Here is a 24,734-nt window from a genome sequence, read left to right as displayed (position 1 = left end):
ATTAATAACACTGTGGGCATAAATAAGCCCAGTAAAAACCTCTTGTTGTCTCTGTCAGCAAGAAAATTCCAAGATTTGAAAAATGAATAACTTGCCTATTATTTACAAACACTGCCAATTTTTTTAATATCCGCTGATTCAATAACAAGGAGTTTCCAGTGGCTTTTCAAAGATCATTTTTTTCTCATATCGAAGACGATTGGCGTTATTATCAAAACATTCGTGCAAAATATTCTGAGGCTATACCCATACCACAAAGAAAATATTTCGAACCCATTCATTCCATAGATTCATTCACCACATTAGCAGTACGGCCTATTGAAAAACCTCTTTGGCTTGGTATTCACACAGCAGGTTTTTTGCTGAAGGCGATAATCCACTTAGTAGGGGCATTAGTTCTTTCACCATTTGCTTTGATCTTTGCGATATGTGTTCCGAGATCCGAATTGAGAGAGCAAACTGTCTCATCATTTAAATCTACTGCTGCCGGATCTATTGTTGCTGCAGGTATGGCTTGTGTTGCATTACTCTCAACCTTAATGTCGCTTATTTTTAATCCGTTGTATGTATTAAGTCGAGTTGCCGCCACAGGAATCGATCATCTTAATTCAGTAACCGAATCCTGTTGCGGTCTGACTATAGCAAAAATCTGATTAGGTGGCTCAATCGCACCCCTTATTTATTTCAAATCTGGCGAAAACTAGAGAACAGATGGTCTCATCTGTTCTGCTGGCTCACTTTTTACCCTCATAGTTGATATTGCTCCTCCAATCAAATCGATCAAATTAATAATGGGGCTAACAATCACACCAATTGCGGTAATAAGAGAAACAGCGAAATGCACCACGCTATCAATAATATGAATCTTTGCGGCTTTTTTATCAGAAAAAACCAGGCTGTTGAGAGACTTTAAGCTCAAATAGAGCGACGATGAAACAAGTTCTAAAGTTATAATAGAAAAACTAATCGGTGCCGTTATCACATGGCCTGCTCTGTATAAAAAATTAGGGACAGATGAATAAGGAGCAAAAAAAACTGATTTGAGGGGTTTGTCTTTCCCTTTCAAATAATGGTCAACAGCCTGGTAAGTGGTACCGCCTTGTTCTAATAAAAATTCATTGAATGTTTTTAAGAAATTATTAAACGACATCGATAGATACTCCCTGTTAAAAAAATCCTCACCATAATATATGAATTTGCATTAATTACTAAAGATAATTTCGATAATGATTTTTACTTCAACCCATTGCCTGTAAATTTGCTCTGGTATAATCAGAACTTGCCAAATACATCCAGTTGGAAGCAAATAATGTTTTTAATAAGTGGTTTATTTAAACCAATTGACTCAATTAAAAACATTTTTTAACAAAATCCTGATCATAACTCCACTTGATTTCAGAGTCATAACTTCAGCATAATGCATCGAAGATTTAAGCCGGATTGGGAGTGTTTCATGCTTCATTTTAAATGGTGTGAATTTTCAGAATTAACAAGCAAACAACTCTATGACATTCTGGCATTACGAGCGAGCGTTTTTGTAGTAGAACAGCACTGCCCCTACCTTGATCCAGACGGTAAAGATTTTTTTTCCTTGCATTTATTGGGCCTGGAAGAAAATTCTCTCGTGGCTTATTTGCGCCTGTTTCTTCCAACTGAGATCGAAAACCATCTCACATTTGGCCGTGTCGTTACAGCTAAATCAGCACGAACCAAAGGATATGGAAGGAAACTGATACGCGAATTATTGTCTAATTGCGACATGCATTACACGGGTATTCGCATTCAATGCTCTGCCCAAAATTACTTGAAAAAATTCTATGAAGAATTTGGCTTTAGGAGTTATGGCTCGGTTTATGAGGAGGATGGTATTCCCCATATTGCCATGCAAAGAACTTTATAAATCCGTAATAACCAATCTGGATTTCCTGTAAGTAATCTATCAGCCCGATCAAATTTTAAATTGACATCGGTGCCACAATAAAGCACACTTTTTCTCATGTTTACTCATTAATAATATTATTTAACGCGAGTCATGGATAAAATCAGTTATTATCTCGAACCGCTTGGGCTGAGGAGGCATTTATGCCGTCTCGAAGCCTAGTATCGGATTTAATGCTTCATGCCAGGACTTCGAGACGATGCCTATGCATGTCCTCAGCCCAAACGTTCCCTGGGTATCGACTAGTTGTTATATCCTCTTTATCCATAACTCATGTTATTTAAAGTATTATTCTTTGGAGATGTTATGACGAAAATTGTTTATCTACAAAACGACCCGGATAAAATGCTCTATTATAAGGACAGCATCCCAAAAGATTTAAAAGTGGTTGAGCCAGATGCCAGAATGATGTTAGAAATTTTAGAGCAAAAATTAAAGCTACTCGAAGTCGTTGATTTGGATTGGTTTTATTGTGCAATTTGTATGGAACTTCCTAAAGAGCCAGTATTTTATCCAACCTCAGAAGGCATTACCAATCTTTACGAAAAAAGTGAGTTGGTCAAATGGTTTTCAAGAGATCTCAAGAATAAATCCGATCCCCTTGGACTTGGTTCAAATGTTACTATATCTCAATATAAAACGCCTACTCCAAAAGAATTGCTTGACTTTGTTATTAAATCAACAGGATTTGCTGAAGATGCGTTTATTGAGTATTACAAAAAACCTCCAGCAAAAAAACTTCTTCCGGAGGAAGAGCTCTTACTTGAGAAACCCAATAATACTAGACGAAATGAAATAGATATCCCAGCTCATTCACAGCAAAGATCTTGTTTGAGTCTTTTTTTGTACAGTATTTTTGGTTGTAAAGACCAGAGAAAAGTAACGCAGGAAGAACCCGAATCCCTAACATCAAATTACATACCGTCTAATCATTGATAAAGATAAGCCAGGTTTTTTTAGACAGTTTTTATTATGTACAGGACTTACGCCCTACCGCAAGGTCAGAGCAAAAAATGTGTTTAATGAGAGAGTTAAGACAAACTAAATGACTGCATTAAAAACATTTTTTAACAAAGGGATTGGGGATTTTCGCAAGTCCTGATGTATAATAATTATATAGTTCAACTAATCAATCAGGGTGTTCCATGTTGACTCCTCCACCTGACTCAAAAATGACAACTGCCACTAAAAATTTGGATAAATTAAGTATTTCAATGGATATGCTTAAACAAATCAATGAGTCAACAATGGAGCAAACCAAACTCGATGACCTACGAAAAAAAATGTCTCTGCAAACCGAAATAATCAATAAAGTCAAAGCAGACAATGACATGTTTTTTCGTTTACTTATCGAATTAATGTCATTAAAACTCCAGGGTGAATTATTTAAAGAACAATTAGGCAAAATTTCCAAAGAAAGTGGTTATGACAGCATACAAAGCGCATTAATTCAAGCCAAAAACACAGAAGGGCAAAGCCCCTTGCAATACGCCCTGCAAAAACAAGACTTCGCTACGTCAAAATATTTTCTGGATAACGGAGCAAAAGCAGGCCCAATAGAAAAAGCCGTCTTTGAAATTGCCCTTGACAGCAAGGCAGCCAAAGAATTTGGTTTTCCTCCACTACCACCTGAAAAAGAAAAACTGCACCCTGTTAAAAATTTTGGTCTGGTTTTAGGCATAAAAACAACCAGTGTAGATGGCACCTCCTCTCAATTCGGCCATATAGCGCCAACTTATCAATTGATGACAGATTCTGTCAGTCATTTTGCCAAATCTCATCCTGACAGCAAGAACTTTAAGGAAATAGCCAATGCCTTCCATTTTTCAAACGAGGCATCTGCCTTCAAATTCAGCACACCGCAAAGAAACCCGGAAGCAGGTCAGGATCTTTCAAGACGCATCCAAAGTGGCGAACTCACCACAATTCCTGTCAGCTGTAAAGGCCATGCTATGGGATTGTCTTATGTACCCGATGGCCCTGGCTCCAAATCTGGCTACCTGGTATATACCAATCGCGGTCTGGGAGCAAAGAGTCATGAACATGGTACCCATATTTTCCGAATCGATGATTCCAGTAAAATCACCTCAGAGTTTATCAATAACATGGCCAATGGACATTCGAATGGTGCTTCTCATGATGAAATTATGTCTCAAATTAAAGCAGTTGCTGGAAACAAAGAGCCCATTCATCATATCAAACAAAAAGGACAAAAAAATGACAATTGCACAATAGCCAATTCCCGATCCAATATAGAGGGAATACTCTTATGTCAAAAAGCCAGAGAAGTGGGAGGGTTCCATAAATTAACAGAAAGCGATATGGCATCTGTTAAAAAAGAGTACAAGGAATTTACCAAACATATGAGAGTTGAAAAAGTCAATGAATTAGCCAAAGCCCTTACAGAAAATCCTCGTGATCCTGATTTAAATAATTTGACCAAAGAATATTTAAAACAACATCCAAACGCCGACCCTAAATTAAAAGAACCATTAGAAAAAGCATTAAAACAAGCTTCCGAAAGCAGTATGGCATTAAGTCAACCTGGCACCTACAAAACCATTTAATACCACAGCGCCTACATGGATTGTAATATCCAAAATAGTTTAATAGCCTCGCCATAATCGAGCGGTTTAATTAAATGGCCACGAATATTTAAAGGCTCAAAAGCCAGCTTATCCTTGCTGGTATAAGCTGCCGTAAGTACAAATACCTCTATATCCGTAAAGGAAGAGTCGGCTCTTAATTCTTTTAAGAACTCAATACCGTTCATTTTAGGTATATTGATGTCGAGAAGAATTAACTTGGGATGAATTTTATTTTCTTTATTTCGACCATATAGCATATCCAATGCCTGATTCCCACTTTTAGCTATTTCAATCTTGATTAATGAACTGATTTTATGGAATACGCGCTCAACAGACTGAATGTCAACCTCATCATCTTCCAAATACAGGATATCTACTTTATCAGCTGCGAGGTCCATCACTATTCTCCGTGAGACAATGTTTTATTTTTTTATTTCTAAATTAATTATAGACCTAAACCTTTATTGATGAGGGACTTTAGGCCATGTAAATGAAAATCTTGTGCCTTTACCCAACTCAGAGTCCACCTCAATTTTCCCATTTTGAGATTCTACAATTTTCTTTACTATAGTTAATCCTATGCCGGTAGTTTCTGCCTCATCTTTGGATTTTAAGGTTTGAAATATTCTGAATATTTTCTCAAAATATACTGGCTCAATGCCCGGACCATCATCTGCCACAAAAAACTCATAAAATGTGCCTTTGTCCAAAACACCAATTTCAATTGTTCCCGTTTTACAATGATGGTGCTTCATGCTATTTGCTATCAGATTAGAAAAAACCTGACTTAGGAGTAATTTGGCCGTTGACAGTTGCGGCATAGACTCATGAACTATGATAGTAAATTGTTCATCATGGTTAAGAATATCTATTATTTCTTGAATTAACTCTTTAGTATCTACCCATTCTACCTCCATATTGACCCTGCCTGCCCGCGCATATTGTAATAAGCCATCTACCATCCCGCTCATGCGAAGGGTACGTTCTCTAAGCAATTGAAGTTTTTTTCTGGAAAGAGGATCCAACTTATTTCCGCAATCCTCTTCAATCCACGTTGCCAATTGAATAATTGCCCTTAGCGGCGCTTTTAGGTCATGGGAAATAATGTATGAAAACTCTTCAAGATCCTGGTTACTTTTAATCAGCTTGTCTTCAAATTCTTTAATTTCTGTAATATCTTTTGAAATAATGACGTACCCTACTTTTTTTCCTTGCGAATCATGGCGGATAGTCATAGTAACGGAAGCAGTGAACTGGGACCCGTCTTTTCTGACCCTTTGAAATATTTCTTCTGCTTTTCCTTCCCGACATACTGTTTGAAAAAACTTTCTTACTTTACCTGAGTGTATATCTTCCACTGTATGCAAAATCTCAATGCTCTCTTTGTTCACTAATTCTTGAGCCTCGTAGCCGTAATTTCGTCTGGCCCCTTCATTCCAAACCAGGATAACGCCTTTCAAATTGATTGCAATGATTGAATATTCAATTGCGCTTTCCAATATGGTTTGTAAAGTACTTTTGGCATGGCGTTCTTCTTCTGTTTTAGCAATTTGCTGCTTTAATGCCTTGGTCTTCTCTTTTAATTTTTTACTTATTTCTTTTTGAGCCTTTAAACTCTCTTCCAGACGTTGGGCAGAACGGTATAACTCGGATATTTTTTTTTCACTTATTTCTTCAGCTTCTTTCCTTGCGCGTATCTCTCTATCAAGATAGCGTAACAATACTTCATAATCGCTCATCAGGATCGCCTTTCGTTAATACAAATCTTACCTTAAAACCTGTTTCTGCATGCAGATTTTCACAAACAATAGTCATGTTTTCTTTATGATATTTAATACAACTTCTTATTAAACCTTCCGCAAAATCGGCCAAAGGACGCGAAGAAGTGTAAATCATTTCCATTTGATTTTGAATGTGATATTGGCATTCAAAATGAGGTAGTTCAGTATGGTCATACAATTTTTTCACTTCGAAATGAATATGTGTTTCAAGCGCTTCCAAAAATTGAAACACCGACTTTTTTTCCCTGAAAAATTGGGGATATTTTTTTGCAAAAACCTCAAACAAATACTCACCATATTCTTGTAAAATCATTGATGTTGGTTTGCCATTTTTCATAGCAAGTGCTTTAACCAATTGAAATAACTCTTTGGGATAGTAAGAGCCGATAGACGTGTAGGCACCATGGGACTTCAAATGACTATCAATAATGATTTGAACCACCAGGGTGTAAGATTCACTTTTTCTACAAAATTGAGAAATTCGTTGAATATGATTCCTTTCATAGACAAGATGTTTTATATCTTGCCGTTCGCTCAAATTTTCATGAGGTTCCATTGCATTTGATCACCATCAAGCTATTTCAATAATTTTATAATTTTCTCATATTTTTTATATTAGCTTTAAAATGTACCAAAATGACTATATAATAGCCTCTTTTGTTGATTATTAAAGAGATATGCCCTAATGATAACCCGCGAACAAATTTACACAATGCTCATGATGAACAACCGCAGAGACACTCTTTTTTCTGCCTTACCAATAGATATAATTAAAGAAATCAGTGAGTATGGCCAAAACCCCAGTAGCGAGATTGCAAAAGCATTAACTCTTGCCGCCTATGCCAGACAAGAAGATGTTGACGCACTAAAGACGATGTTAGAAGCCAATCCAAGTCTATTGTTTCTAGCTGGGAATGTGCAAACGCCGGGTGGTGATGAGATAAAGCGTGTGACCCTTTATGAGTTTGTATTAGGTGCCGGTGATGATGAACTCGCGGGGATTGTGCAAAGTTATTTTGCAAAAATAGACAACGGTGAGCAAGAAATGATACGCCAATATGAGCGTTATAGACCGCATATTGAAGGCATATTGACTCAGAAACCTTATGATTTATCACCATTGATTGAACTGATTAAAAAAGCAACTCCTGAGCAAGTAACGGCATTGCTTCATAAAGACATGACCGGCGACAATGAGCTCTGTAAGGCACTTAGTCAATTTCGGAAAGATTGGGCGCCTAAAGTTCTTACCAAGCCTGGCATGCATTATAACTACGCGAGTCTTCAACATGCGTTTGAACTACTTGACCGTGAGTGGGGTAATTTATACAAAGCAAGCAATGATAATTATGACAAAATTCGTTTAGTATGGCGGCAATTGATAGGTTTTGAAATGAGACGTTTACCGGGCATTGATAGGTGTATGATGGCGCAGGGGCTCTATTATGTGGTAGACGAAAAAGAGACTGTGGCGCGGTCATATACCTATCGCGAGGTTGGGGCAGCCGGGTCATTTCCTGTTACTACTACTGATGATTCTATTGACGGTTTGGGTGGTGATGTTGCAGTCGATATATTTGGCCTCCCCGGGGGGGGCGGGGGCCGGGCTGCCCAGATGCGTTGGAAAACTTATGTCGAACAAAAACTTCAAACTTGCAGAACTTATGCAGCCAGCCCCAGCTCATCAGCCGAGCCGGTGTGTAATACTCTAAGCTGTTGACGGCAAGCCAAGGCGATCGCGCAAGCGGTCGCTTGCTCATGCCAACTCGAACTAATAAAGTGTTGCAAAAGGCCTTGGTATTGGGACGATCGTCAGTGAAATCCAAAGAGCGAACCGGCCTTGCAAGACATTTTTCAAGCGTTATCAGTAAACCGCCAGCCCAGCTTTCAACATGGTTCAGACGATGATCACCTTCACTAAGTATATGGGCAACCCAGACTTGGACAATATGACCTAAACCAAGTCCTTTCCAATGCCCATGCATGGGGAAGTGTTTGTCCAATAAGGAAAGTCTCTTCATCATATTCAACTTGATATTGAATTTCAGTCGCATAATACTGTTGATGCGAGCTTAGAAATTCATCATAACCTGTCACTATATCATTGGTATAGAGCAGAAACTCCCCATGGTAATATTCTGGAATAAGATTGGCGTTTTTCTTAATTACCATTTGAGCAAACATTTCTTTTAATTTTTGTATATACATTCTCTACTCTCAAATTAATTTTTCAAAATTATACAAGAATTATTTAGCAATAAAACTGATCATTCTGAAAAATTACCCTCAGTATTGTTCATTAATTGAAGAAAGGTTACTATGAAATTGCATGGAAGTAATCATTAATACTGGATAATAGGAGAAAAGGAATGTCTCAATTCAATTTTTTTGAAAAAAACCAGGCTTTTGATGAAAAAAATTTCGAACAAAAATTGCAAGATGCAATCAATCTTATAAAACAAAATCAATCTTTTGTTGCAAGATTAGTGCTCGATGCGATAAATTCCAATCAAATCACATTAAGTACTTTCTTTCAACTTACCCCAGATCATTACCAGAGAATGAAAACCATTATGAAAAAGGACTATCATACTACTCTTCCAAAAACTTTCCCGCCTACAATGTCGGCAGTACGTAAAATTGAGAAAGAATTAGATGGTATTATTTATGATCACCAACATATTTATATCAGCTCGACAAAAAGCGTTGAAGAAATTGCCAAAACATTAATTCATGAAGTCTGTCATTTTTTAAATTCAGATCTGTATGATAAGGAACTGGAAACAGAAGCGTCAAAACAAGTCAGCTATAAAGATGAAATAAGGGCATTTACAGCAGAAAAAATGTTTGAAAAAAATAAAGGCTACCTGCTCAGAAGCGATATAAACCAAATACATGAAACAGTTACCGAGTTATATCCTGAATTCACCGATCCGGATAACCCAATATCAGGGTATATTTACAGCACTTTTGATAAGCCCTCTTAGAGTCTGTTGATATTTCGTCAAAGGTAATGAAGTTAGTTAGAGAACCTACGAATTTTAAAGAATATTAAGTATAATTGTTGTGAGTTTGAATTATAAAATAAATCCATTTTCTTATCTTAAACTCACAGCAATTAAAACTTAAAAGATTATCCAGTCAGCTGAATACCGTTATAAAGCAAATGAAAGAAAGAATAATAAAAGAGGGTGATAAGCCACATGCCACAGTAGAAACGCAACTTAAAATTCTTCAAGAATTAAGTCAATTTGGATTTGGTCAATTTCTAATAAAAAATCAGGGCATTAATGGGTATTGGACTCATTATATGTTGACTCATCCATGGTTCGGAAGAAAGACGGGGTTAAACAATAGTGGCGAGCCACTATCAGACATGGAACGTTTCTTATTGGACAAGGCACCAACAATGTTAGCAACCCAACAACGCTTTGGGTTATTTTTGCAGGAAAATCAAAAAGCTCTGGTTAATGGCGCAACCCTCGCTTCTATCCCCTGTGGGATGTTAGGGGAATTACTTTATCTTGATTTCAATGGCATCAACAACATCCGACTGATGGGTATAGATTATGACCAGGCAGGATTAGAGGAAGCCAATGCCTTGGCAAAACAACAAAACCTGGACAAATTCACAACGCTTGTTTGTCGTAATGCCTGGGAGCTTAATATTCAAGAGGAATTTGATCTCATTTCCAGCAATGGGTTAAATATTTATGAACCAGACGATAACAAAGTTCTGGATTTATACCAGCAGTTTCATACGGCCTTAAAAAAAGGCGGGAAGTTAGTAACCAGTTTTTTAACTCCTCCCCCTCATCTGAGTTCACAATGCGAATGGATGTTCAATAAAATTAATCCAGAGGATTTATTACTGCAGAGAGTTATTTTTTCAGATATTTTGAATGCAAAATTCCAGTGTTATCGCTCTTCCCAACAAACCCAAAAACAACTCGAGTTGGCGGGCTTCAAGAATATTCATTTCCTGTATGACGAGGCTCATCTCTTCCCAACCGTAATAGCTGAAAAATAACAAGGAAAAGGAAATTGGTATCAGTATTTTTTAAGCCATAGCGATAAATATTATGTGATAACTGCCATTGAGAATATGCTTACCTGGAATAAGCTTAATGCCAAGAATCATTTCTAAAACCTGAAAAACTGTCTCGGTATAAAAACGAGCATTTTTTAAACTTCCATTTCTTCACACTTCATTTTAAAATAACCAATTTCCCAAGGATAGTCGAACATTCGGCACCTGATTATTATCACAAATAAAATAAAGGAATAAGCAATGGTAGACTATCATTATTTCAAGAGTAAATTGAATCACTTTTATGGGCGCTATGTAGGATATAATCAACGCCCGGTTTTTTTTGATATTGATCAAACTTTCCCAGAATTAAATCACATAACACGCCATTTTCCCGATATCAAAAGGGAATTCGAAAATGTACAAGCGAATGTAAAAGAATTTCCACGCTACCACGACATAGATCCCGGAGAGTCTGCCATATCAAATACCACAGAAAAAAACTGGAATGTTTTCATGCTGTATCTTCTTGGTTATCAACTCAAGGAAGCACGTTTATTATGCCCGTCACTTTGTAATTTATTGGAAGGAATACCCCATCTTATACAAGCTTTTTTCTCGATTTTAGAACCTGGGAAATCTATTCCCCTCCATGAAGGCCCCTATATTGGCTATCTAAGATATCATTTAGGAATTCATGTTCCCCAAAACAATCCACCACAAATTTTAGTTAATAACCAGCCTTATACCTGGAAAGAAGGAGAAGCAGTACTTTTTGATGACTCCTGGCCACATGAAGTAAGAAATACAAGTGATGATTATCGTGCCGTATTAATCATTGATGTTTTGCGCCCTATGCCTTTCTTGCCGCAACTGGTCAATCAATTTGTAACCCACGTCATTGCTCGATATTTTTATGGACGCAAAGTAATGAAACGCGCTATGCAGTACGGTGGAGAAGTAAAGCCTTTGGCGCTTTAAATTAAGAAACGATTTCTTTAAGATATCAATTGAGAAGACTGCCTAAGGCATAAAGAAACTTATGTCATAAGCTTTAGTGCTTCATCAATCTCTTTTTTTATTTGGATAACAACTACCCTCATTGCTTTTTCAACTGGTTTAGACAGCATCGCATTAAAAACGATGCTATCAATTTCAATCCCATATAAAATAATATGCTCTGGCAGAGCATTAAGGGTATGGCCTAATTGAAGAGCTTGAACCACCCCCATTTCATGGGTCGATAACATATTTTTAAATGCATAAATCTCTTTATTTTTTAAGCGATGGATTGTACCTATGGCACATCCGGACTTTACAGCATCAATTAAAAAAACGACTTTGGCTGGATTCATCAATTCAATCAAACGAAGACCAGGCCGATCGTGAGACTCTATGCTCACCAGTTTACTAATGTATTGATCTTTGCACAATTCTGTCTTAAGACAATCAGCAGCCAAACATCCTACTTGATCATCACCAAAAGGTGAGCCTATGCCTAATATTTTTATAAGATTCATATTCTATCGATTTTTAAATTCAGAAAATGTGTAGAGCATGAAATACACGGATCATAATTACGAATGATCGTCTCACTAAAATACCTGATCGCTTCTTCCTCCTGATTAAGGCCAAATTGTATTAAAGAATGCTTTAAATCTTCCTCAATACGCGCTTGATTTTGGCTGGTGGGAGGAACAATACGCGCTTGTAAAACCTGACCGGTTTCATCAAAAACATAATGCTGCCACAGCATACCTCTGGGAGCCTCGGTACAACCTGCTCCTTCTCCTGCCTGAGGTTTGATTTCAGGACGAGATTGCTCTGGCAAGTCATATTGTTCCAGAATGCGGATGGCTTCCAAAACACAGTAGTACATCTCCACTGCTCGAGCAATAATACTATGGCACATATTTCGCGAAGGAAATTGAATATTCAAGCTTTGTAAAAGAAGATGAATGGGTGCTGGCAAATGCCCAAAACAATTATTAATACGGGCCAGAGGACCCACTAAATAAGGTTTATTTTGCAATAAACAATGCAATGCATTGGAATAATCCACATGATGCTCTTTGAAATAAGCATCAAATTCTTCTTTGGCTATATTTAATCCACGATCTGAAACAATCCTTCCCTCATTCATAGGATATTCAGTAGGGTGATAGAGCGAAACACTGGTAAAATCATGAGAATTATCGGGTAAGGATAAGCTCGCAAGCCAATGAATTAACGCTTCGCAATCCGAGATCCGTTCTTTTGCCTTGTCTAATATTAATTTGATTTGCGGATGGTGTGGCGCTTTATAAAAACCGCCTACGCAAGCGCCCACTGGATGAACGGAACGCCCTCCTAACAATTTAATCAAATCATTACCAAAAGCCTGAATCCGCAACCCACATTTCACTTCCTCTGGATATTTCCTTGCCATTTCAGGTGCTGATTGAAATCCTAAAAAATCAGGTAAAGCCAAAAAATAGACGTGCAAGCTATGACTTTCCAGCCATTCGCCACAATAAAACAGGCGACGCATATCGCGAACCCAAGGAGTGGGGCTTAGGTTAAAACATTGTTCTATAGCCTGGGTAGCACTCATTTGATAAGCAACGGGACATATACCACAAATACGGGCTACAAAATCCAACACTTCGTGGTAACTTCGACCTTCCAGAAATTTCTCAAATAATCTTGGGGGTTCATAAATTTTTAATTTTAATGTCTCAATTTTGCTATCCCGAATGCAAAGTTCAAGAGCGCCCTCTCCTTCCACCCGCGCCAAAATTGGAACATTAATTGAAATATTTTTACCCATTGCTGATTTTAATTCCCTTAAAGTAATTTCCGGCTTGATTAAATGCAGGTGCCTGATTATTGATATGTAAAAACTGCCTGGCAATCGCTTCTTTGGTTAATCCGATAGATAAAAACCACTCTCCCAAAGAATTGGGATTAGCATTTTCTTTTGGACCATAACAAGCATAACATGCTCTGCCTAAAGTGGGGCAAAGCGACCCACAACCTGTTTGAGTTACTGGCCCCATACAAGGTTGTTTTTTGGTCACCAGCACACACACATTCCCTTTTCGTTTACACTCCATACATTCAGAATCTCTTTTTATTTTGGGAGTCGCGTTAGATAATAAAAAACGAATCGCCTCCAATATCTGCCCGCTATTTACAGGACACCCCCATAACTCCCAATCCACTTTAACGTGATGCACAATAGCTGTTGAGGTCGTTAAAGTCTTGATATAATCCGGTGACGCATAAACACTGGCCATCCATTCCCTGGAGTCTGCAAAATTACGTAAGGCTTGTATACCGCCCGCTGTAGCGCAAGCACCTATGGTAATGAGGTATTGACTGTTTTCACGAATTTTACGTATTCGATGCTCTTCATCAGGAGTTGAAATACTGCCTTCCACAAATGCAATATCCACTTTCATATCCACATCCACCATGCCTGCCTCTGCAAAATGCACAATTTCAACTAAGTCTGATAAAGTCAAAAACGATTCACCCACATTTAAAAATGCCAATTGACATCCATCACAAGAAGTAAATTTATGTACAGCGATACGTGGTTTCATAGCTTTCCTCAGGCACTTCAAAATCCAGATTCTTTGAATAACTCTTTAATTTGAGAATAAGCAAATACAGGACCATCTTTACACACGAATAAACCACCGTATTGACAATGACCACAATGACCAATTCCACATTCCATGTTTCTCTCCATACTAAGGTAGATGTCGTTTTCAAGAATCCCCTTTTGGGTAAACACTTTAACGGCTGTATTCATCATCATTTCAGGCCCACACATCATCACCACAGAGTTATCTGGTTGTATCATGATGTGGTCAATCAAGTCAGTCACATAACCAACACCCCAAGGCCATTTAGGACCAGCTTGATCTGCAGCTATATAAACTTCAGTATGATCTGTTTTTTGCCATTTAGCATACTGCTTTCTAAAAATAAAATCGTCACTGTGTTTTACTCCCTGCAAAATACTGAGCTTACCGTAATGACGTCGTCTTCCTAAAATATAATTAATAATAGAAACAGATGGGGCACAACCCAATCCCCCGGTTAGAACGATAATGTCTTTACCTATCGTTTTTTGCAGTGGCCAGCCTACTCCAAAAGGACCTCGTATTCCAAGACGATCACCAACCTGCAGTTTTTGCATGGCTTTGGTTACCCGCCCTACTGCTCGAATAGTGTGACTCAGAAAAGTTTTCTTTCTGGGATCCGAAACAATAGAAATGGCCACTTCACCGACCCCATAAAGGTATAGCATATTGAATTGACCAGGATAAAATTGAAATTGCTTATGATGATCTTCATCAGTAAAGCGCAAGTGCAGAGTAAAAATTGAAGACGATTCCTGCGTACGTTGAATAATTTCAACTTCTTTTGGCAAATAAGGATCATAGACTACTTCATTCATTTGCTATTTTCCTTGCATTGGACTCGCCTGAAATTGCTGCCAACTCTTCGGTTATATCAATTCCCACAGGACACCAGGTCACACAACGTCCACATCCAACACAGCCACTTGTATCAAATTGATCAAACCAGCTTCCTACCTTGTGAGTTAACCATTGCCTGTATTGCTTTTTTGTGTCATCACGAATAATTTTCCCATTGAGATAAGTATGACCTGTCGTAAAACAAGAGTCCCACTCTCTATGATGTTCACTGGTACAACCATCCAGGCCTGGCTTTTCAACTTCACTATGACAAAAACAGGTTGGGCATACCAAAGTACAATTACCACAGGATAAACATCGTTCAGCCACCTCATCCCAACGGGTATGATTTAAATTCGAAAACAGCAAATCTCGTAAATCCCTTTTATTGTCCAGAGGAATCCTCTTGGTTTGCAAGGCAGCGGCTTGTTTCACATTATTTTGGGCATCAGTACATTGAGCACTTTTTGCATCATGTAAATCCAATTGATTAATAATCTTTTTGCCTTTATCACTACCTGCTTCCACAACAAATCCATCTTCAATTTCCGTCATAAGAATATCAAACGAATTGTTCACTGCAGGGCCAGTTCCAGCAGAAACACAAAAACAGTTCGCAGAGGAATAGGTACAATTCACTGCAACAACAAATAATTGCTCGCGCCTTCTTTTGTAACGAGGATCCGGGTTATTACTTTCTATAAAAACTTTATCTTGAATGCTCATCGCCGCTAAATCACAAGCGCGAGAACCGATAATGGCAACAGGTGTTTCATCTGGCTGATATGGTTTAAAGCACAATTTTCCTTGCTCATCACGCTCAACCCTCCAAACTGTTTCCTGTGGCTTAAACAATAGAGGCTTTATTCCCTGAGGGCCATTGGCAAATGCAAAAGCTTTGCGTTCGGGAATTTGTTCCAATCGATAGCCACCTGGTTCTTGATGATCACGCATACCCCATGGTAATTGCTCAGCCCTGGTCAGGACATCATAAACAATCGCGCCATCACGCACCTGAGGACCCACACAGGAGTATCCAGCATTTTGCAAAGAATCAATTAAATGTTGCAATTTATCATGAGGCAAAAAACAGTTCCTCTTGTCGTTCATCCTGGTCGTCCTTTCTTGTCGATCGTTATTACTTATTAACAGATTCTGGGCAATTGCTCTCCGGCCAGCCAATCCACAATTCGCAACCCGCCTAATTTTGTTTTCAGCTGAACAAAACAGCGATGATCTTCAATCACCTCACCAATGATTTCAGCATGTAAACCCAAGGGGTGCGCTTTCATAGCAGTTAATAGCCGCTCTGCCTTTTCAAAAGGGCAAATTGCTATTAATTTCCCTTCATTAGCAACATAAAGAGGATCAAGACCTAATAATTCGCACGCGCTGGCAACCTCAGTACGAATCGGAATTTTACTTTCATCAATAACAAACCCGACTTTGGATTGTAAGGCCAATTCATTGAGTGTCGTTGCAAGCCCTCCACGCGTTGGATCACGCAAGCAATGAAGTTCTGGAACTGCTTTCACCATCTGACCGACAAGCCCATGCAAAGAGGCTGTGTCAGACTGCACTTTGGTCTGAAATTCCAGGTTATTGCGGTGCGCCATAATAGCTACCCCATGGTCCCCTATAAAGCCACTCACAATGATTTTGTCACCGGGTTTTGCTGCATCGCCCGAAATATGAATTCCCGCAGGGACAATCCCTACTCCGGTTGTCGTAATAAAAATACCATCGCCTTTTCCTCGTTCGACAACTTTTGTATCGCCGGCAATGATGGGAACACCTGCTTGCCTGGCTGCATCAGCCATGGAATAAACGATTTTTCGCAAATCGTTAAGAGGAAATCCCTCTTCAAGAATAAAGCTGGCTGTCAAATACATAGGTTTTGCCCCTGACATAGCGACATCATTAACAGTTCCATGCACTGACAAAGAACCAATGTCCCCGCCAGGAAAAAAAAGTGGGGAAATAACATGAGCATCGGTTGCCATGACCATACGTCCTGAAGGAACAATAAAGCAAGCCTGATCATTTTTCTGTGCCAACCATTCATTATCAAATGCGGTTAAAAATAATTGTTCAATTAGCTGAGCCATAGCACGTCCACCACTGCCATGGGTCAAATTGATAGTACCTTCTTTAAAATTCAGCTTTGGCCCCGTTAATTTTTTAGTTATCAGGATTTCATTCATAAAGCATTAACCCGTCCATAAGCATAAACTGCTGCACAAGCTCCCTCCGATGAAACCATACAGGATCCTAAAGGATTTTCTGGCAAGCAAGCCTTGGCAAATAATTTGCAATCAGTTGGTTTTTTTACTCCTCTTAATACCTCACCACAAAGACATTGCTTATGTTCCTGCGCTGCACTCTCAGGTAATTCGAAACGCTGTTCAGCATCAAACTCAGAAAAAGACTCTTTGATCTTTAACGCGCTGGATGGAATAAAACCCAAACCACGCCATTCAAAACGATCACGTATTTCCAGGACTTCGGCCATTATGTATTGTGACAAAAGATTACCCTTACGATTCACTGCACGAGTGTATTGAATTTCCACATCACAACGCCCCTCATTCAATTGTTGAATTAACATCAGAATAGAATGCAACACATCCAACGGCTCAAACCCTGATATCACGATAGGTTTTTGGTATTTTTTACAAACTTGCTCATAAGGAAAACTCCCAATCACGATACTGACATGGGCTGGGCCAACAAAGCCGTCCAGGGCAACTTCATTGGCCTGCAGCAAACTATCCATAGCAATAGGTGTTAACACATGGTTACAAAATACACTGAAATTAGTGATGTTTAATTTTTTCGCTTGCTTAATGACAAAAGCAGTCGGGGGTGTTGTTGTTTCAAATCCAATAGCAAAAAACACAACGTCTTTATCGGGGTTTTCCTGAGCGATTTTTAATGCATCATTCGCAGAATAGACCATCCTGACATCAGCACCGCATGCTTTGGCGGTTAACAAACTTTTTTGTCCACTTCCCGGGACTCGCAGCATGTCAGCATAACTGCACAGAATCACTTGCGGCATTGAGGCAAGCGCAATAGCCTTATCAATTCTTGCTATAGGCAAAACGCAAACAGGACAACCGGGGCCATGAATCATTTCAACATTGTTGGGAAGCAAACTTGGAATCCCATAACGATGAATAGCATGAGTATGGCCTCCACAAAACTCCATAAACTGATAATGTCTTTGCGGCTCTGCTGTTGCGATAATTTCATTGATAATGGCTTGTGCGTAAGCACCGTTACGAAACTCTTCTATGTATTTCACTTCAAGCCATCCTTTAGCATTTGGGCAAACAAATTCAATGTTTTCTTTGCCTCTCTTTCATCCAGTTTTGTTAAAGCGAATCCTGCATGAATAATGACGTATTCTCCCTCAGAAACCTGCTCCAAAAGAACAGTGGAAATTTCCTTGGTGATCCCACCCAAATTAACGATTGCCTTGTTATCTTCCAAAACCTGATCAATTTGCGCTGGCAACGCTAAGCACATAAGCCACCCTTATTCTTTTATTCCAACAATCCATGCTTGACCTAGCGCAATTCCACCATCATTTGGTGGAAGCAATTTGGGCAACAGGGGTTTAATACCTGATTTAATTAATGAATTAATTAAGCCCTCCGCAAGAACCTGGTTTAAAAAACAGCCGCCACTCAATAGTAGCATGTGAATCCCTTTTTCTCGACAAATTCCTGTAACCCACTCGCTAAGACCTGCTATTAAAGTACCATGAAACAGATTGGCTCCTAACTGTTGCTCTGTCGTGTTTGCTATAAACTGTAAAGTAGGCCGCATGTCAAAAACATTGTCGTTTATCGTCCAGCCTTTGTTTAAGACTTGTGGATGAGTCACCATGCTTTCCAACCTCATGGCCGCATGACCTTCAAAACCAGACAGGAACTCAATCCCTAACAGAGCGCTGACCGCATCAAACAGTCGCCCACAACTGGTAGTCAGCGGACAATGAATCTTTTTTTCTAATAATTGCAGTAAAAATGGCGATTGGCTCTGCTCTTTAAACCGTTGCGAAATCTCATCCCCCCTTCCCAAAGTATACAAAATGCCAGCAGCCATACGCCAAGGTTCTCTTGCAGCAAGTTCTCCTCCGGGCTGAGGAATAGGGAAAAAATGTCCAACGCGCTTAAATTCTGCTTTCTCCAGTAATAATAATTCGCCCCCCCAAGCTTCGCCATCAGAGCCAAACCCATAGCCATCCAGAACCAATCCTAATACAGGCTCCTGAATTCCATGTTCTGCTACAACAGAAGCCAAGTGGGCATGATGATGCTGCACCCCGTAAACAGGTATATCATACTTTTGCGCCAATCTACTGGTATAAAAATCAGGATGCCAATCATGAGCGATTCGTTCTGGTTTGACCGCAAGAAATTTTAATAAATGATTCAATGACTCATGAAAATACTCAATCGTCGCTTTATTGTTTAAACTGCCAATATGTTGTGAAACGAAAGCTTCTTCGCCACGAGTAACACAGAAGGTATTTTTAAGATGTCCTCCCAAGGCCACAGTAGGAGGAATTTCATAAGGCAATCTTAAAGGAGCAGGCACATAGCCGCGTGCCCGACGAATCAATACTGAAGAGTCATTAATCATGCGAACAACAGAGTCATCTGTGCGAGTAATGATTTCCCGATCATGCGAGACAATTTTATCGGCTATTGAAATTAAACCTTGCTCCGCCTTCTTATCATCAATAATGAGCGGTTCACCCCCTATGTTCGCACTGGTCACCACTAATACCATGGAATGACACTCATCCAGCCATTGGCAATAATCCCGGTTGCCAAGGAACGAATTAAAAAGCAAATAATGTAATGGAGTAGAAGGCAGCATGATACCGAAATGATTTAAGCCCGGAGCAATCCCATCCGGTAAAAGCGCTTTCTTTTTTCTTAACAAGACAATCGGCCTTTCTCTGCTTTCTAATACCAATCTGGCCTGGGGGCTTACTTCGACAATTCTTTCTGCACTTTTTGCATTAACTACCATCAAAGCGAATGGTTTGGCCTCACGGCTTTTTCTTAACCGCAATTGTGAAATAGTATTCTCATTGCGAGCATCACAAATTAATTGATATCCTCCCAAACCCTTTAAAGCAATAATTTCTCCATCCCGAATTCTATGAGCTACCTTGTCGACTGATAGCGCGAGTTGCGGGCCACATTGACTACAGGCTGTAGGTTGCGCGTGATAGCGACGGTTATCAGGATTTAAATAGTCGGATTGACACGATTGACAAAGGGGAAATTGGCTCATTGATGTTTGACAACGATCATATGGCAGATTTCTGGTAATTGTGAACCTTGGACCACAGTGAGTACAATTTAAGAAAGGATAACGATAGTATCTGCTTTGAGGGTCAAATAATTCGCCGAGGCATTCAGAACAAATGCAAACATCCGGAGTAATGACAGTATTTATTTTACCCTGCTGGCTATCAAGAATTTCAAAAGCTCTTTCGTTCGGAACAATTGGCAGTGAAGTGAACTCTAGGTTATGAATTGCAGCGAGAGGCGGTAATTGCTCTCTTAATTTTGGAATAAATTGTGATAAATAGTTGCCTTGAATTTCTATCAAAACACCTGATGCATTATTTTGTACAAAGCCAGTTAATTCCATTTGTTTGGCAAGCTTATAAACGCATGGTCTAAAACCAACCCCTTGCACTAGTCCTTGAATGCTAATTTGTACCCGTTCCAATTCCATGGGCTACCACTTTTTCTATGAAGAACCCTGGACATTCAATCTAAAAGAATGCAACAACCAATCGTACCAATCCTTCAATCCAACACCATTAACCGCTGACAGGGTAATAATGTCTATGGATGGATTCGTGCGGCGTACATATTCCTTACATAAATCCAAATCAAAATTCACATGGGGTAATAAATCTGCTTTGGTTATCAGGAGCAAATCTGCTGAATGAAACATATCAGGGTATTTGAGCGGTTTATTCTCCCCTTCCGTCACAGAAAGAACCACTATTCTGAATTGCTCGCCCAGATGAAATGAAGCCGGGCAAACGAGATTACCCACATTTTCGATAAATAAAAGCGATTGCTTTTTTAGGGAAATATCTTGTATGGCGTGACTGACCATATGGGCATCCAAATGGCATACTTTTCCAGTATTAATTTGCCAGGCATCCCCTCCATGAGATTTTAGCATTTGGGCATCATAATTTGTTTGTTGATCACCTACTATGACTGCAATATCCATTTCCTTGCCAAGTTCGGAAATGGTTTTGGAAAGCAATGTTGTCTTCCCGGATCCAGGGCTTGACATCAAATTCAAAGCCAAAATTTTATGCCTGAGAAAATAATCCCGGTTATGAGCAGCAAATTCATTGTTTTGCGCTAAAATATTCTGCTCGATATCAACTGAATGTTCATGAGGCACAGAATGCTCATGGTGAGCAGCATGATGCTCATCATCCATAGTTTGACCTTTTTCTACTGAACATCCGCATATCCCGCACATTATTCCACCACCATTGATTTCACTTTTAATTCTTCACCTTTTGTCAGTGTTAAGGAATGATTGCCGCAAACCAGGCATTCATCATAATACTGTTTCATCGGTACAATTTGTTGACAAGAATTGCATATTGCTTCACCTGGGATTTCTACAATCGATAATTCTGCATTTTGTGCAATCGTCCCTTGAGTTATCACTTTAAAGCTAAAATTCAATGCGTGCTTATCGACTGCTACTAGCTGCCCTATTTCCAGCACTATTTTATTTACCTTTCGGCATTTATTGCCAGTGGCTTGTTGCTTGATAATCTCGACAATACGCTTACATAACCATAATTCATGCATTTTTAGCCTGTTTAAAGCAATTTGCAGCAATTGATTATAGCAATACCTATGCTAAAAAAAGCAATGCTAATTCCCACTAATCTTGAGAAAAGTAATGAGAACCCATCAGCACGCCGAATCAAGCTTGCTACAAAAAATCCATTTAATCCATCAGACATCATCATTCCCAGCATAAAAACAAAACCTAATAACCCAGAAAATAGAAAACCTGATAAAGCACTGGCTGCAAGTGAAAACAATACAATTTGACTAATCGTATCAAAAGATAATGCAAACAACGCACCAATGAGAAGAATCATAAGAGGATGTACATTGTTAGCAGCAAGCTTCCTGAATAAATAACTCCTTAAGTTGGTTGGTATGGTAGAATAAGATGAATAATGAACCGTATTCCACAAAGTTAAAAACCCAAATAACAATAAACAGGTAACTGATACAATATTACCCACTTCATTTAACCATTCAGGAGTACTCGCTGAAATAATCCCCCCTCCAATAATCAAACTCACAATAATAACTACCAAACCATGGCCTAGTGAAAACAAAAAGCCAACCATCCGAGATAAAGAAGGTTTATAACGAACCGTGCGAGTTATCGCATCGATCGTTGCCAGATGATCCAAATCAAAACCATGACGCATCCCAAGCAAAAGAGCAGTTGAAATCAAAAACCAACCTGAATCGTTCATTAGTATGGGCCCATTATTCATGTTAAAGACTGTGGACAATATACCAATACTTTCACTGTTTTTATAACCCTCAATGGACTCAACTTCCAAGAGTAGGTTAACATATGAAACTATCTATCTTTTGTCTTGTACATTAATATTCATTATGTCTAAAACTGCAAAACATAAAAAACTCATCTCTTGTGTTGTTCCTGTTTTTAATGAGGAAGTACTTATTGCTGAATTCATTGCCGCATTGGATAAAACTCTTAAGAGCATCAATTATCCCTATGAAATTCTACTGATAGATGATGGAAGCCAAGATAATACTTTCGCAATCATTCAAACATTAAGAAAAGAATATTCTCTTCGTTGCATTCGTTTCAGTAGAAATTTCGGCAAGGAAAAAGCGCTCAGTGCAGGATTGGATCATGCACGCGGAGATGCTGTGATCTTACTGGATAGTGATTTCCAACACCCGCTTGAGTTATTAAGCGAGTTTATCACCAAATGGGAAGACGGTTATGGCATGGTTTATGCCGTGAGACAAAATCGCTCTGACGAATCATGGCTAAAACGAGTTTGCGCCAAAACTTTCTATCATCTCACCTCTAAGATAAACCGTATTAATATCCCGGCAAATGCAGGTGATTTTAGATTGCTCGATAGAAAAATTGTTAATGCGCTACAACCCCTTCCCGAACGTAATCGCTTTATGAAGGGTTTATATAGCTGGGTCGGTTTTAAACAAATAGCTGTGCCATTTAATGTGCACCCCCGTAAATCGGGTAGTTCACAATGGAGTTTTTATTCTTTAATGGATTTGGCAATTACTGGCATAACATCGTTTACTGCTTTTCCTCTAAGAATGATTTCCCTGGGAGGGATGGGGGTCTCCGCCCTGGCGCTTATTTATGCCGCCTGGATTGTATTGAGCACACTAATCTTTGGCGTTGAAACCCCTGGCTGGGCAACCATAGTCACTGCAATCAGTTTTTTTAGCGGATTGCAATTGTTTGCTATCGGTGTAGTTGGCGAATACATAGGCCGTGTTTTTGATGAAGTGAAACACAGACCCCACTACATTATTGATGAGGAATCCAGTTTTGATGACCACTGCTCTTAAATTATCCCATCGATTAATTTATTTTACTGGAGTAGGGATCTGCACTGCTATCGTACATCTTTTGATCGTGTTCAATTTAGTCAATTTTCTAAATCTTCAACCTCTGCTGTCTAATGTTATTGCTTTTTTAATTGCATTCAATGTCAGCTATTTAGGTCATAAATATTTCACTTTTAATCAGCTACAAAATGAAAAACAATTAAGTTTACCTCATTTTTTTCTGGTGGCAGCTTCTGCCGGCCTAATTAATGAAACACTATATTATCTGCTATTACGCTTCACAACGTTACATTATATTGCTGCCCTGGTTTTTGTTTTAAGTATCGTTGCAGTTTACAACTATCTTTTTTCAAGATTTTGGGCCTGTCGTTAAATTGACTTGGTATTCCTCACAATCTTGCATAAATTCATCACTCAAAAAATAATTTAGTTCCCTGGCTCTTGCCGCTGCAATAATATCACTATTCTCACCTTCACCAGGATGGCACATGATTAACGTATTTGTAGGAACATTGTTTAACCATTGCCTGAATAAAGATCTGTAGTTTGTTCTGGCAGAAAAATCGTAAATCCCTGCAAAATAAGGATTATGAGGAATATTTGTTTTCTTTAACTGGCTACTTAAAATTTTACCGCCAGTTATTCCCAGAATTTTTGTTTTTGCTTGATACCCTGACATGTTAACCAAAGGATAAGTGGAACGAATAAAAATACTCTTTCCCTTTAATCGCTGTTCATACATATCAATAATAATTCGCCTAATACCAGGAAACTGATGGATATGTTGATGACCATCAATAAAATCCGGCAACTTTCCCATGACTTTTATGAAATGATCCAATTGAGTATTCAATTCATCTGAGATTATTCTTGAATTCAAGATACCCAAATGCGATCTGATGAGTAATTCTCTTAAACCAAAACAAAGCTTGTCAGGATGAGATAGAAAATAACCTTCTGTGAGATTAAAATGTAAGCCAGTGCTAACCCCATTTTTCAAAGCCAATAAGTCTTGGGCATTGACATCAAAAGAACTGGCATTCACAATACAGCTTACTGCAGATAAGCGCTGTAAGCGAGCCATTTTTAAAATACCCTGGGTAATACCATGATTAAGGCCAAAATCATCAGCGCACAAGAATATATTTTTCAGATCACTCATTAATAACTTCTAATTCGAAAAAAAATTGTAATATATTACTGCCCCTATCCTTATTTTGTAATAACCAAAATAATTATCTGATAATCC

29 protein-coding genes are annotated in these 24,734 nt (G+C 38.7%); 11 read left to right on the top strand and 18 right to left on the bottom strand.

The window, feature by feature from the left end:
• Window positions 1-158 precede the first annotated feature (158 nt).
• Window positions 159-653, top strand: coding sequence for a hypothetical protein (locus tag OQI99_RS14865; RefSeq protein WP_265732273.1), 495 nt, complete (start codon window positions 159-161; stop codon window positions 651-653).
• A 47-nt stretch (window positions 654-700) separates the two neighbouring features.
• Here OQI99_RS14865 and OQI99_RS14860 read toward each other — a convergent pair whose 3' ends face one another.
• Complete coding sequence (locus OQI99_RS14860; protein ID WP_265732272.1) at window positions 701-1,150, bottom strand: hypothetical protein; 450 nt, start codon at window positions 1,148-1,150, stop codon at window positions 701-703.
• 303 nt (window positions 1,151-1,453) lie between these two features.
• On the opposite strand from OQI99_RS14860, the gene OQI99_RS14855 reads away from it, so the two are divergent.
• From OQI99_RS14855 to ankD, 3 genes are all read left to right on the top strand, one after another.
• Window positions 1,454-1,900: a GNAT family N-acetyltransferase gene (locus tag OQI99_RS14855; RefSeq protein ID WP_265732271.1), complete on the top strand. Its 447-nt coding sequence runs from the start codon at window positions 1,454-1,456 to the stop codon at window positions 1,898-1,900.
• Between the two features lie 345 nt (window positions 1,901-2,245).
• Window positions 2,246-2,875, top strand: coding sequence for a hypothetical protein (locus OQI99_RS14850; protein WP_322783727.1), 630 nt, complete (start codon window positions 2,246-2,248; stop codon window positions 2,873-2,875).
• A 209-nt stretch (window positions 2,876-3,084) separates the two neighbouring features.
• Entirely contained in the window at window positions 3,085-4,506 is a 1,422-nt protein-coding gene (ankD, locus tag OQI99_RS14845; protein ID WP_265732269.1) for a Dot/Icm T4SS effector AnkD/LegA15, read from the top strand.
• Window positions 4,507-4,517: 11 nt separating this feature from the next.
• Here ankD and OQI99_RS14840 read toward each other — a convergent pair whose 3' ends face one another.
• From OQI99_RS14840 to OQI99_RS14830, 3 genes are all read right to left on the bottom strand, one after another.
• On the bottom strand, window positions 4,518-4,925 hold the full coding sequence (locus OQI99_RS14840; protein ID WP_011216339.1) for a response regulator: 408 nt from the start codon (window positions 4,923-4,925) through the stop codon (window positions 4,518-4,520).
• Window positions 4,926-4,988: 63 nt separating this feature from the next.
• Window positions 4,989-6,266: a sensor histidine kinase gene (locus OQI99_RS14835; RefSeq protein WP_265732268.1), complete on the bottom strand. Its 1,278-nt coding sequence runs from the start codon at window positions 6,264-6,266 to the stop codon at window positions 4,989-4,991.
• Window positions 6,253-6,864, bottom strand: a complete 612-nt coding sequence (locus OQI99_RS14830; RefSeq protein WP_265732267.1) for a heme NO-binding domain-containing protein — start codon at window positions 6,862-6,864, stop codon at window positions 6,253-6,255. Before OQI99_RS14830 ends, OQI99_RS14835 begins: the two co-directional genes overlap by 14 nt.
• A gap of 162 nt (window positions 6,865-7,026) precedes the next feature.
• Here OQI99_RS14830 and OQI99_RS14825 point away from each other — a divergent pair, with 162 nt between their 5' ends.
• Both OQI99_RS14825 and OQI99_RS14820 read left to right on the top strand, forming a co-directional pair.
• Window positions 7,027-8,028, top strand: coding sequence for a hypothetical protein (locus tag OQI99_RS14825; RefSeq protein ID WP_265732266.1), 1,002 nt, complete (start codon window positions 7,027-7,029; stop codon window positions 8,026-8,028).
• Window positions 8,029-8,066: 38 nt separating this feature from the next.
• Window positions 8,067-8,216 (top strand): hypothetical protein, encoded by a 150-nt coding sequence (locus OQI99_RS14820; RefSeq protein ID WP_154694780.1) that lies wholly within the window; start codon window positions 8,067-8,069, stop codon window positions 8,214-8,216.
• 9 nt (window positions 8,217-8,225) lie between these two features.
• Here OQI99_RS14820 and OQI99_RS14815 read toward each other — a convergent pair whose 3' ends face one another.
• Entirely contained in the window at window positions 8,226-8,516 is a 291-nt protein-coding gene (locus tag OQI99_RS14815; protein WP_265732265.1) for a hypothetical protein, read from the bottom strand.
• Between the two features lie 140 nt (window positions 8,517-8,656).
• Here OQI99_RS14815 and OQI99_RS14810 point away from each other — a divergent pair, with 140 nt between their 5' ends.
• From OQI99_RS14810 to OQI99_RS14800, 3 genes are all read left to right on the top strand, one after another.
• Window positions 8,657-9,295, top strand: coding sequence for a hypothetical protein (locus OQI99_RS14810; RefSeq protein WP_265732379.1), 639 nt, complete (start codon window positions 8,657-8,659; stop codon window positions 9,293-9,295).
• A gap of 179 nt (window positions 9,296-9,474) precedes the next feature.
• A complete protein-coding gene (locus tag OQI99_RS14805; RefSeq protein WP_265732264.1) occupies window positions 9,475-10,338 on the top strand; it encodes an SAM-dependent methyltransferase in 864 nt (287 codons plus the stop codon).
• 261 nt (window positions 10,339-10,599) lie between these two features.
• Window positions 10,600-11,319 (top strand): aspartyl/asparaginyl beta-hydroxylase domain-containing protein, encoded by a 720-nt coding sequence (locus tag OQI99_RS14800; RefSeq protein ID WP_027267622.1) that lies wholly within the window; start codon window positions 10,600-10,602, stop codon window positions 11,317-11,319.
• Window positions 11,320-11,378: 59 nt separating this feature from the next.
• On the opposite strand, the gene OQI99_RS14795 is transcribed toward OQI99_RS14800, so the two are convergent.
• The 12 genes from OQI99_RS14795 to OQI99_RS14740 are packed head-to-tail and all read right to left on the bottom strand — an operon-like array spanning window position 11,379 to window position 22,380.
• Entirely contained in the window at window positions 11,379-11,858 is a 480-nt protein-coding gene (locus OQI99_RS14795) for a hydrogenase maturation protease (protein ID WP_265732263.1), read from the bottom strand.
• Complete coding sequence (locus OQI99_RS14790; protein ID WP_265732262.1) at window positions 11,855-13,147, bottom strand: Ni/Fe hydrogenase subunit alpha; 1,293 nt, start codon at window positions 13,145-13,147, stop codon at window positions 11,855-11,857. The genes OQI99_RS14795 and OQI99_RS14790 overlap by 4 nt, the downstream gene beginning before the upstream one ends.
• Window positions 13,140-13,925: a sulfhydrogenase subunit delta gene (locus tag OQI99_RS14785; protein ID WP_061513308.1), complete on the bottom strand. Its 786-nt coding sequence runs from the start codon at window positions 13,923-13,925 to the stop codon at window positions 13,140-13,142. Before OQI99_RS14785 ends, OQI99_RS14790 begins: the two co-directional genes overlap by 8 nt.
• Before the next feature lie 17 nt (window positions 13,926-13,942).
• Window positions 13,943-14,788 carry an FAD/NAD(P)-binding protein gene (locus OQI99_RS14780; RefSeq protein ID WP_265732261.1) on the bottom strand — a complete coding sequence of 282 codons (846 nt, stop codon included), beginning with the start codon at window positions 14,786-14,788 and terminating at the stop codon, window positions 13,943-13,945.
• Window positions 14,781-15,920, bottom strand: a complete 1,140-nt coding sequence (locus OQI99_RS14775; RefSeq protein ID WP_061513310.1) for a 4Fe-4S dicluster domain-containing protein — start codon at window positions 15,918-15,920, stop codon at window positions 14,781-14,783. The genes OQI99_RS14780 and OQI99_RS14775 overlap by 8 nt, the downstream gene beginning before the upstream one ends.
• A gap of 35 nt (window positions 15,921-15,955) precedes the next feature.
• The gene (gene hypE / locus OQI99_RS14770) at window positions 15,956-17,014 is read right to left on the bottom strand and encodes a hydrogenase expression/formation protein HypE (protein WP_061513311.1); all 1,059 of its coding nucleotides are present in this window, start codon (window positions 17,012-17,014) and stop codon (window positions 15,956-15,958) included.
• Entirely contained in the window at window positions 17,011-18,117 is a 1,107-nt protein-coding gene (gene hypD, locus OQI99_RS14765; protein ID WP_061513312.1) for a hydrogenase formation protein HypD, read from the bottom strand. Before hypD ends, hypE begins: the two co-directional genes overlap by 4 nt.
• Window positions 18,114-18,341, bottom strand: a complete 228-nt coding sequence (locus OQI99_RS14760; protein WP_061513313.1) for a HypC/HybG/HupF family hydrogenase formation chaperone — start codon at window positions 18,339-18,341, stop codon at window positions 18,114-18,116. Before OQI99_RS14760 ends, hypD begins: the two co-directional genes overlap by 4 nt.
• Before the next feature lie 9 nt (window positions 18,342-18,350).
• The gene (hypF, locus tag OQI99_RS14755; RefSeq protein WP_080447307.1) at window positions 18,351-20,576 is read right to left on the bottom strand and encodes a carbamoyltransferase HypF; all 2,226 of its coding nucleotides are present in this window, start codon (window positions 20,574-20,576) and stop codon (window positions 18,351-18,353) included.
• Between the two features lie 15 nt (window positions 20,577-20,591).
• Window positions 20,592-21,350: a hydrogenase nickel incorporation protein HypB gene (gene hypB, locus OQI99_RS14750; protein ID WP_061513314.1), complete on the bottom strand. Its 759-nt coding sequence runs from the start codon at window positions 21,348-21,350 to the stop codon at window positions 20,592-20,594.
• Entirely contained in the window at window positions 21,350-21,691 is a 342-nt protein-coding gene (gene hypA, locus OQI99_RS14745; RefSeq protein ID WP_061513315.1) for a hydrogenase maturation nickel metallochaperone HypA, read from the bottom strand. Before hypA ends, hypB begins: the two co-directional genes overlap by 1 nt.
• Window positions 21,692-21,702: 11 nt before the next feature.
• Complete coding sequence (locus OQI99_RS14740; protein WP_061513316.1) at window positions 21,703-22,380, bottom strand: DNA repair protein; 678 nt, start codon at window positions 22,378-22,380, stop codon at window positions 21,703-21,705.
• Window positions 22,381-22,525: 145 nt separating this feature from the next.
• On the opposite strand from OQI99_RS14740, the gene OQI99_RS14735 reads away from it, so the two are divergent.
• On the top strand, window positions 22,526-23,485 hold the full coding sequence (locus OQI99_RS14735; RefSeq protein ID WP_265732260.1) for a glycosyltransferase family 2 protein: 960 nt from the start codon (window positions 22,526-22,528) through the stop codon (window positions 23,483-23,485).
• Window positions 23,469-23,858 (top strand): GtrA family protein, encoded by a 390-nt coding sequence (locus tag OQI99_RS14730; protein ID WP_061513318.1) that lies wholly within the window; start codon window positions 23,469-23,471, stop codon window positions 23,856-23,858. Before OQI99_RS14735 ends, OQI99_RS14730 begins: the two co-directional genes overlap by 17 nt.
• Here OQI99_RS14730 and OQI99_RS14725 read toward each other — a convergent pair.
• The gene (locus OQI99_RS14725) at window positions 23,835-24,647 is read right to left on the bottom strand and encodes a ChbG/HpnK family deacetylase (RefSeq protein ID WP_061513319.1); all 813 of its coding nucleotides are present in this window, start codon (window positions 24,645-24,647) and stop codon (window positions 23,835-23,837) included. The genes OQI99_RS14730 and OQI99_RS14725 overlap by 24 nt on opposite strands.
• Between the last annotated feature and the right edge of the window lie 87 nt (window positions 24,648-24,734).

This window comes from Legionella sp. PATHC039 (assembly GCF_026191275.1).
Taxonomy (GTDB): Bacteria; Pseudomonadota; Gammaproteobacteria; order Legionellales; family Legionellaceae; genus Legionella; species Legionella pneumophila.
The sequence above is the reverse complement of the archived record's forward strand: the minus strand, read 5'-3'. Positions and strand labels throughout refer to the sequence as shown.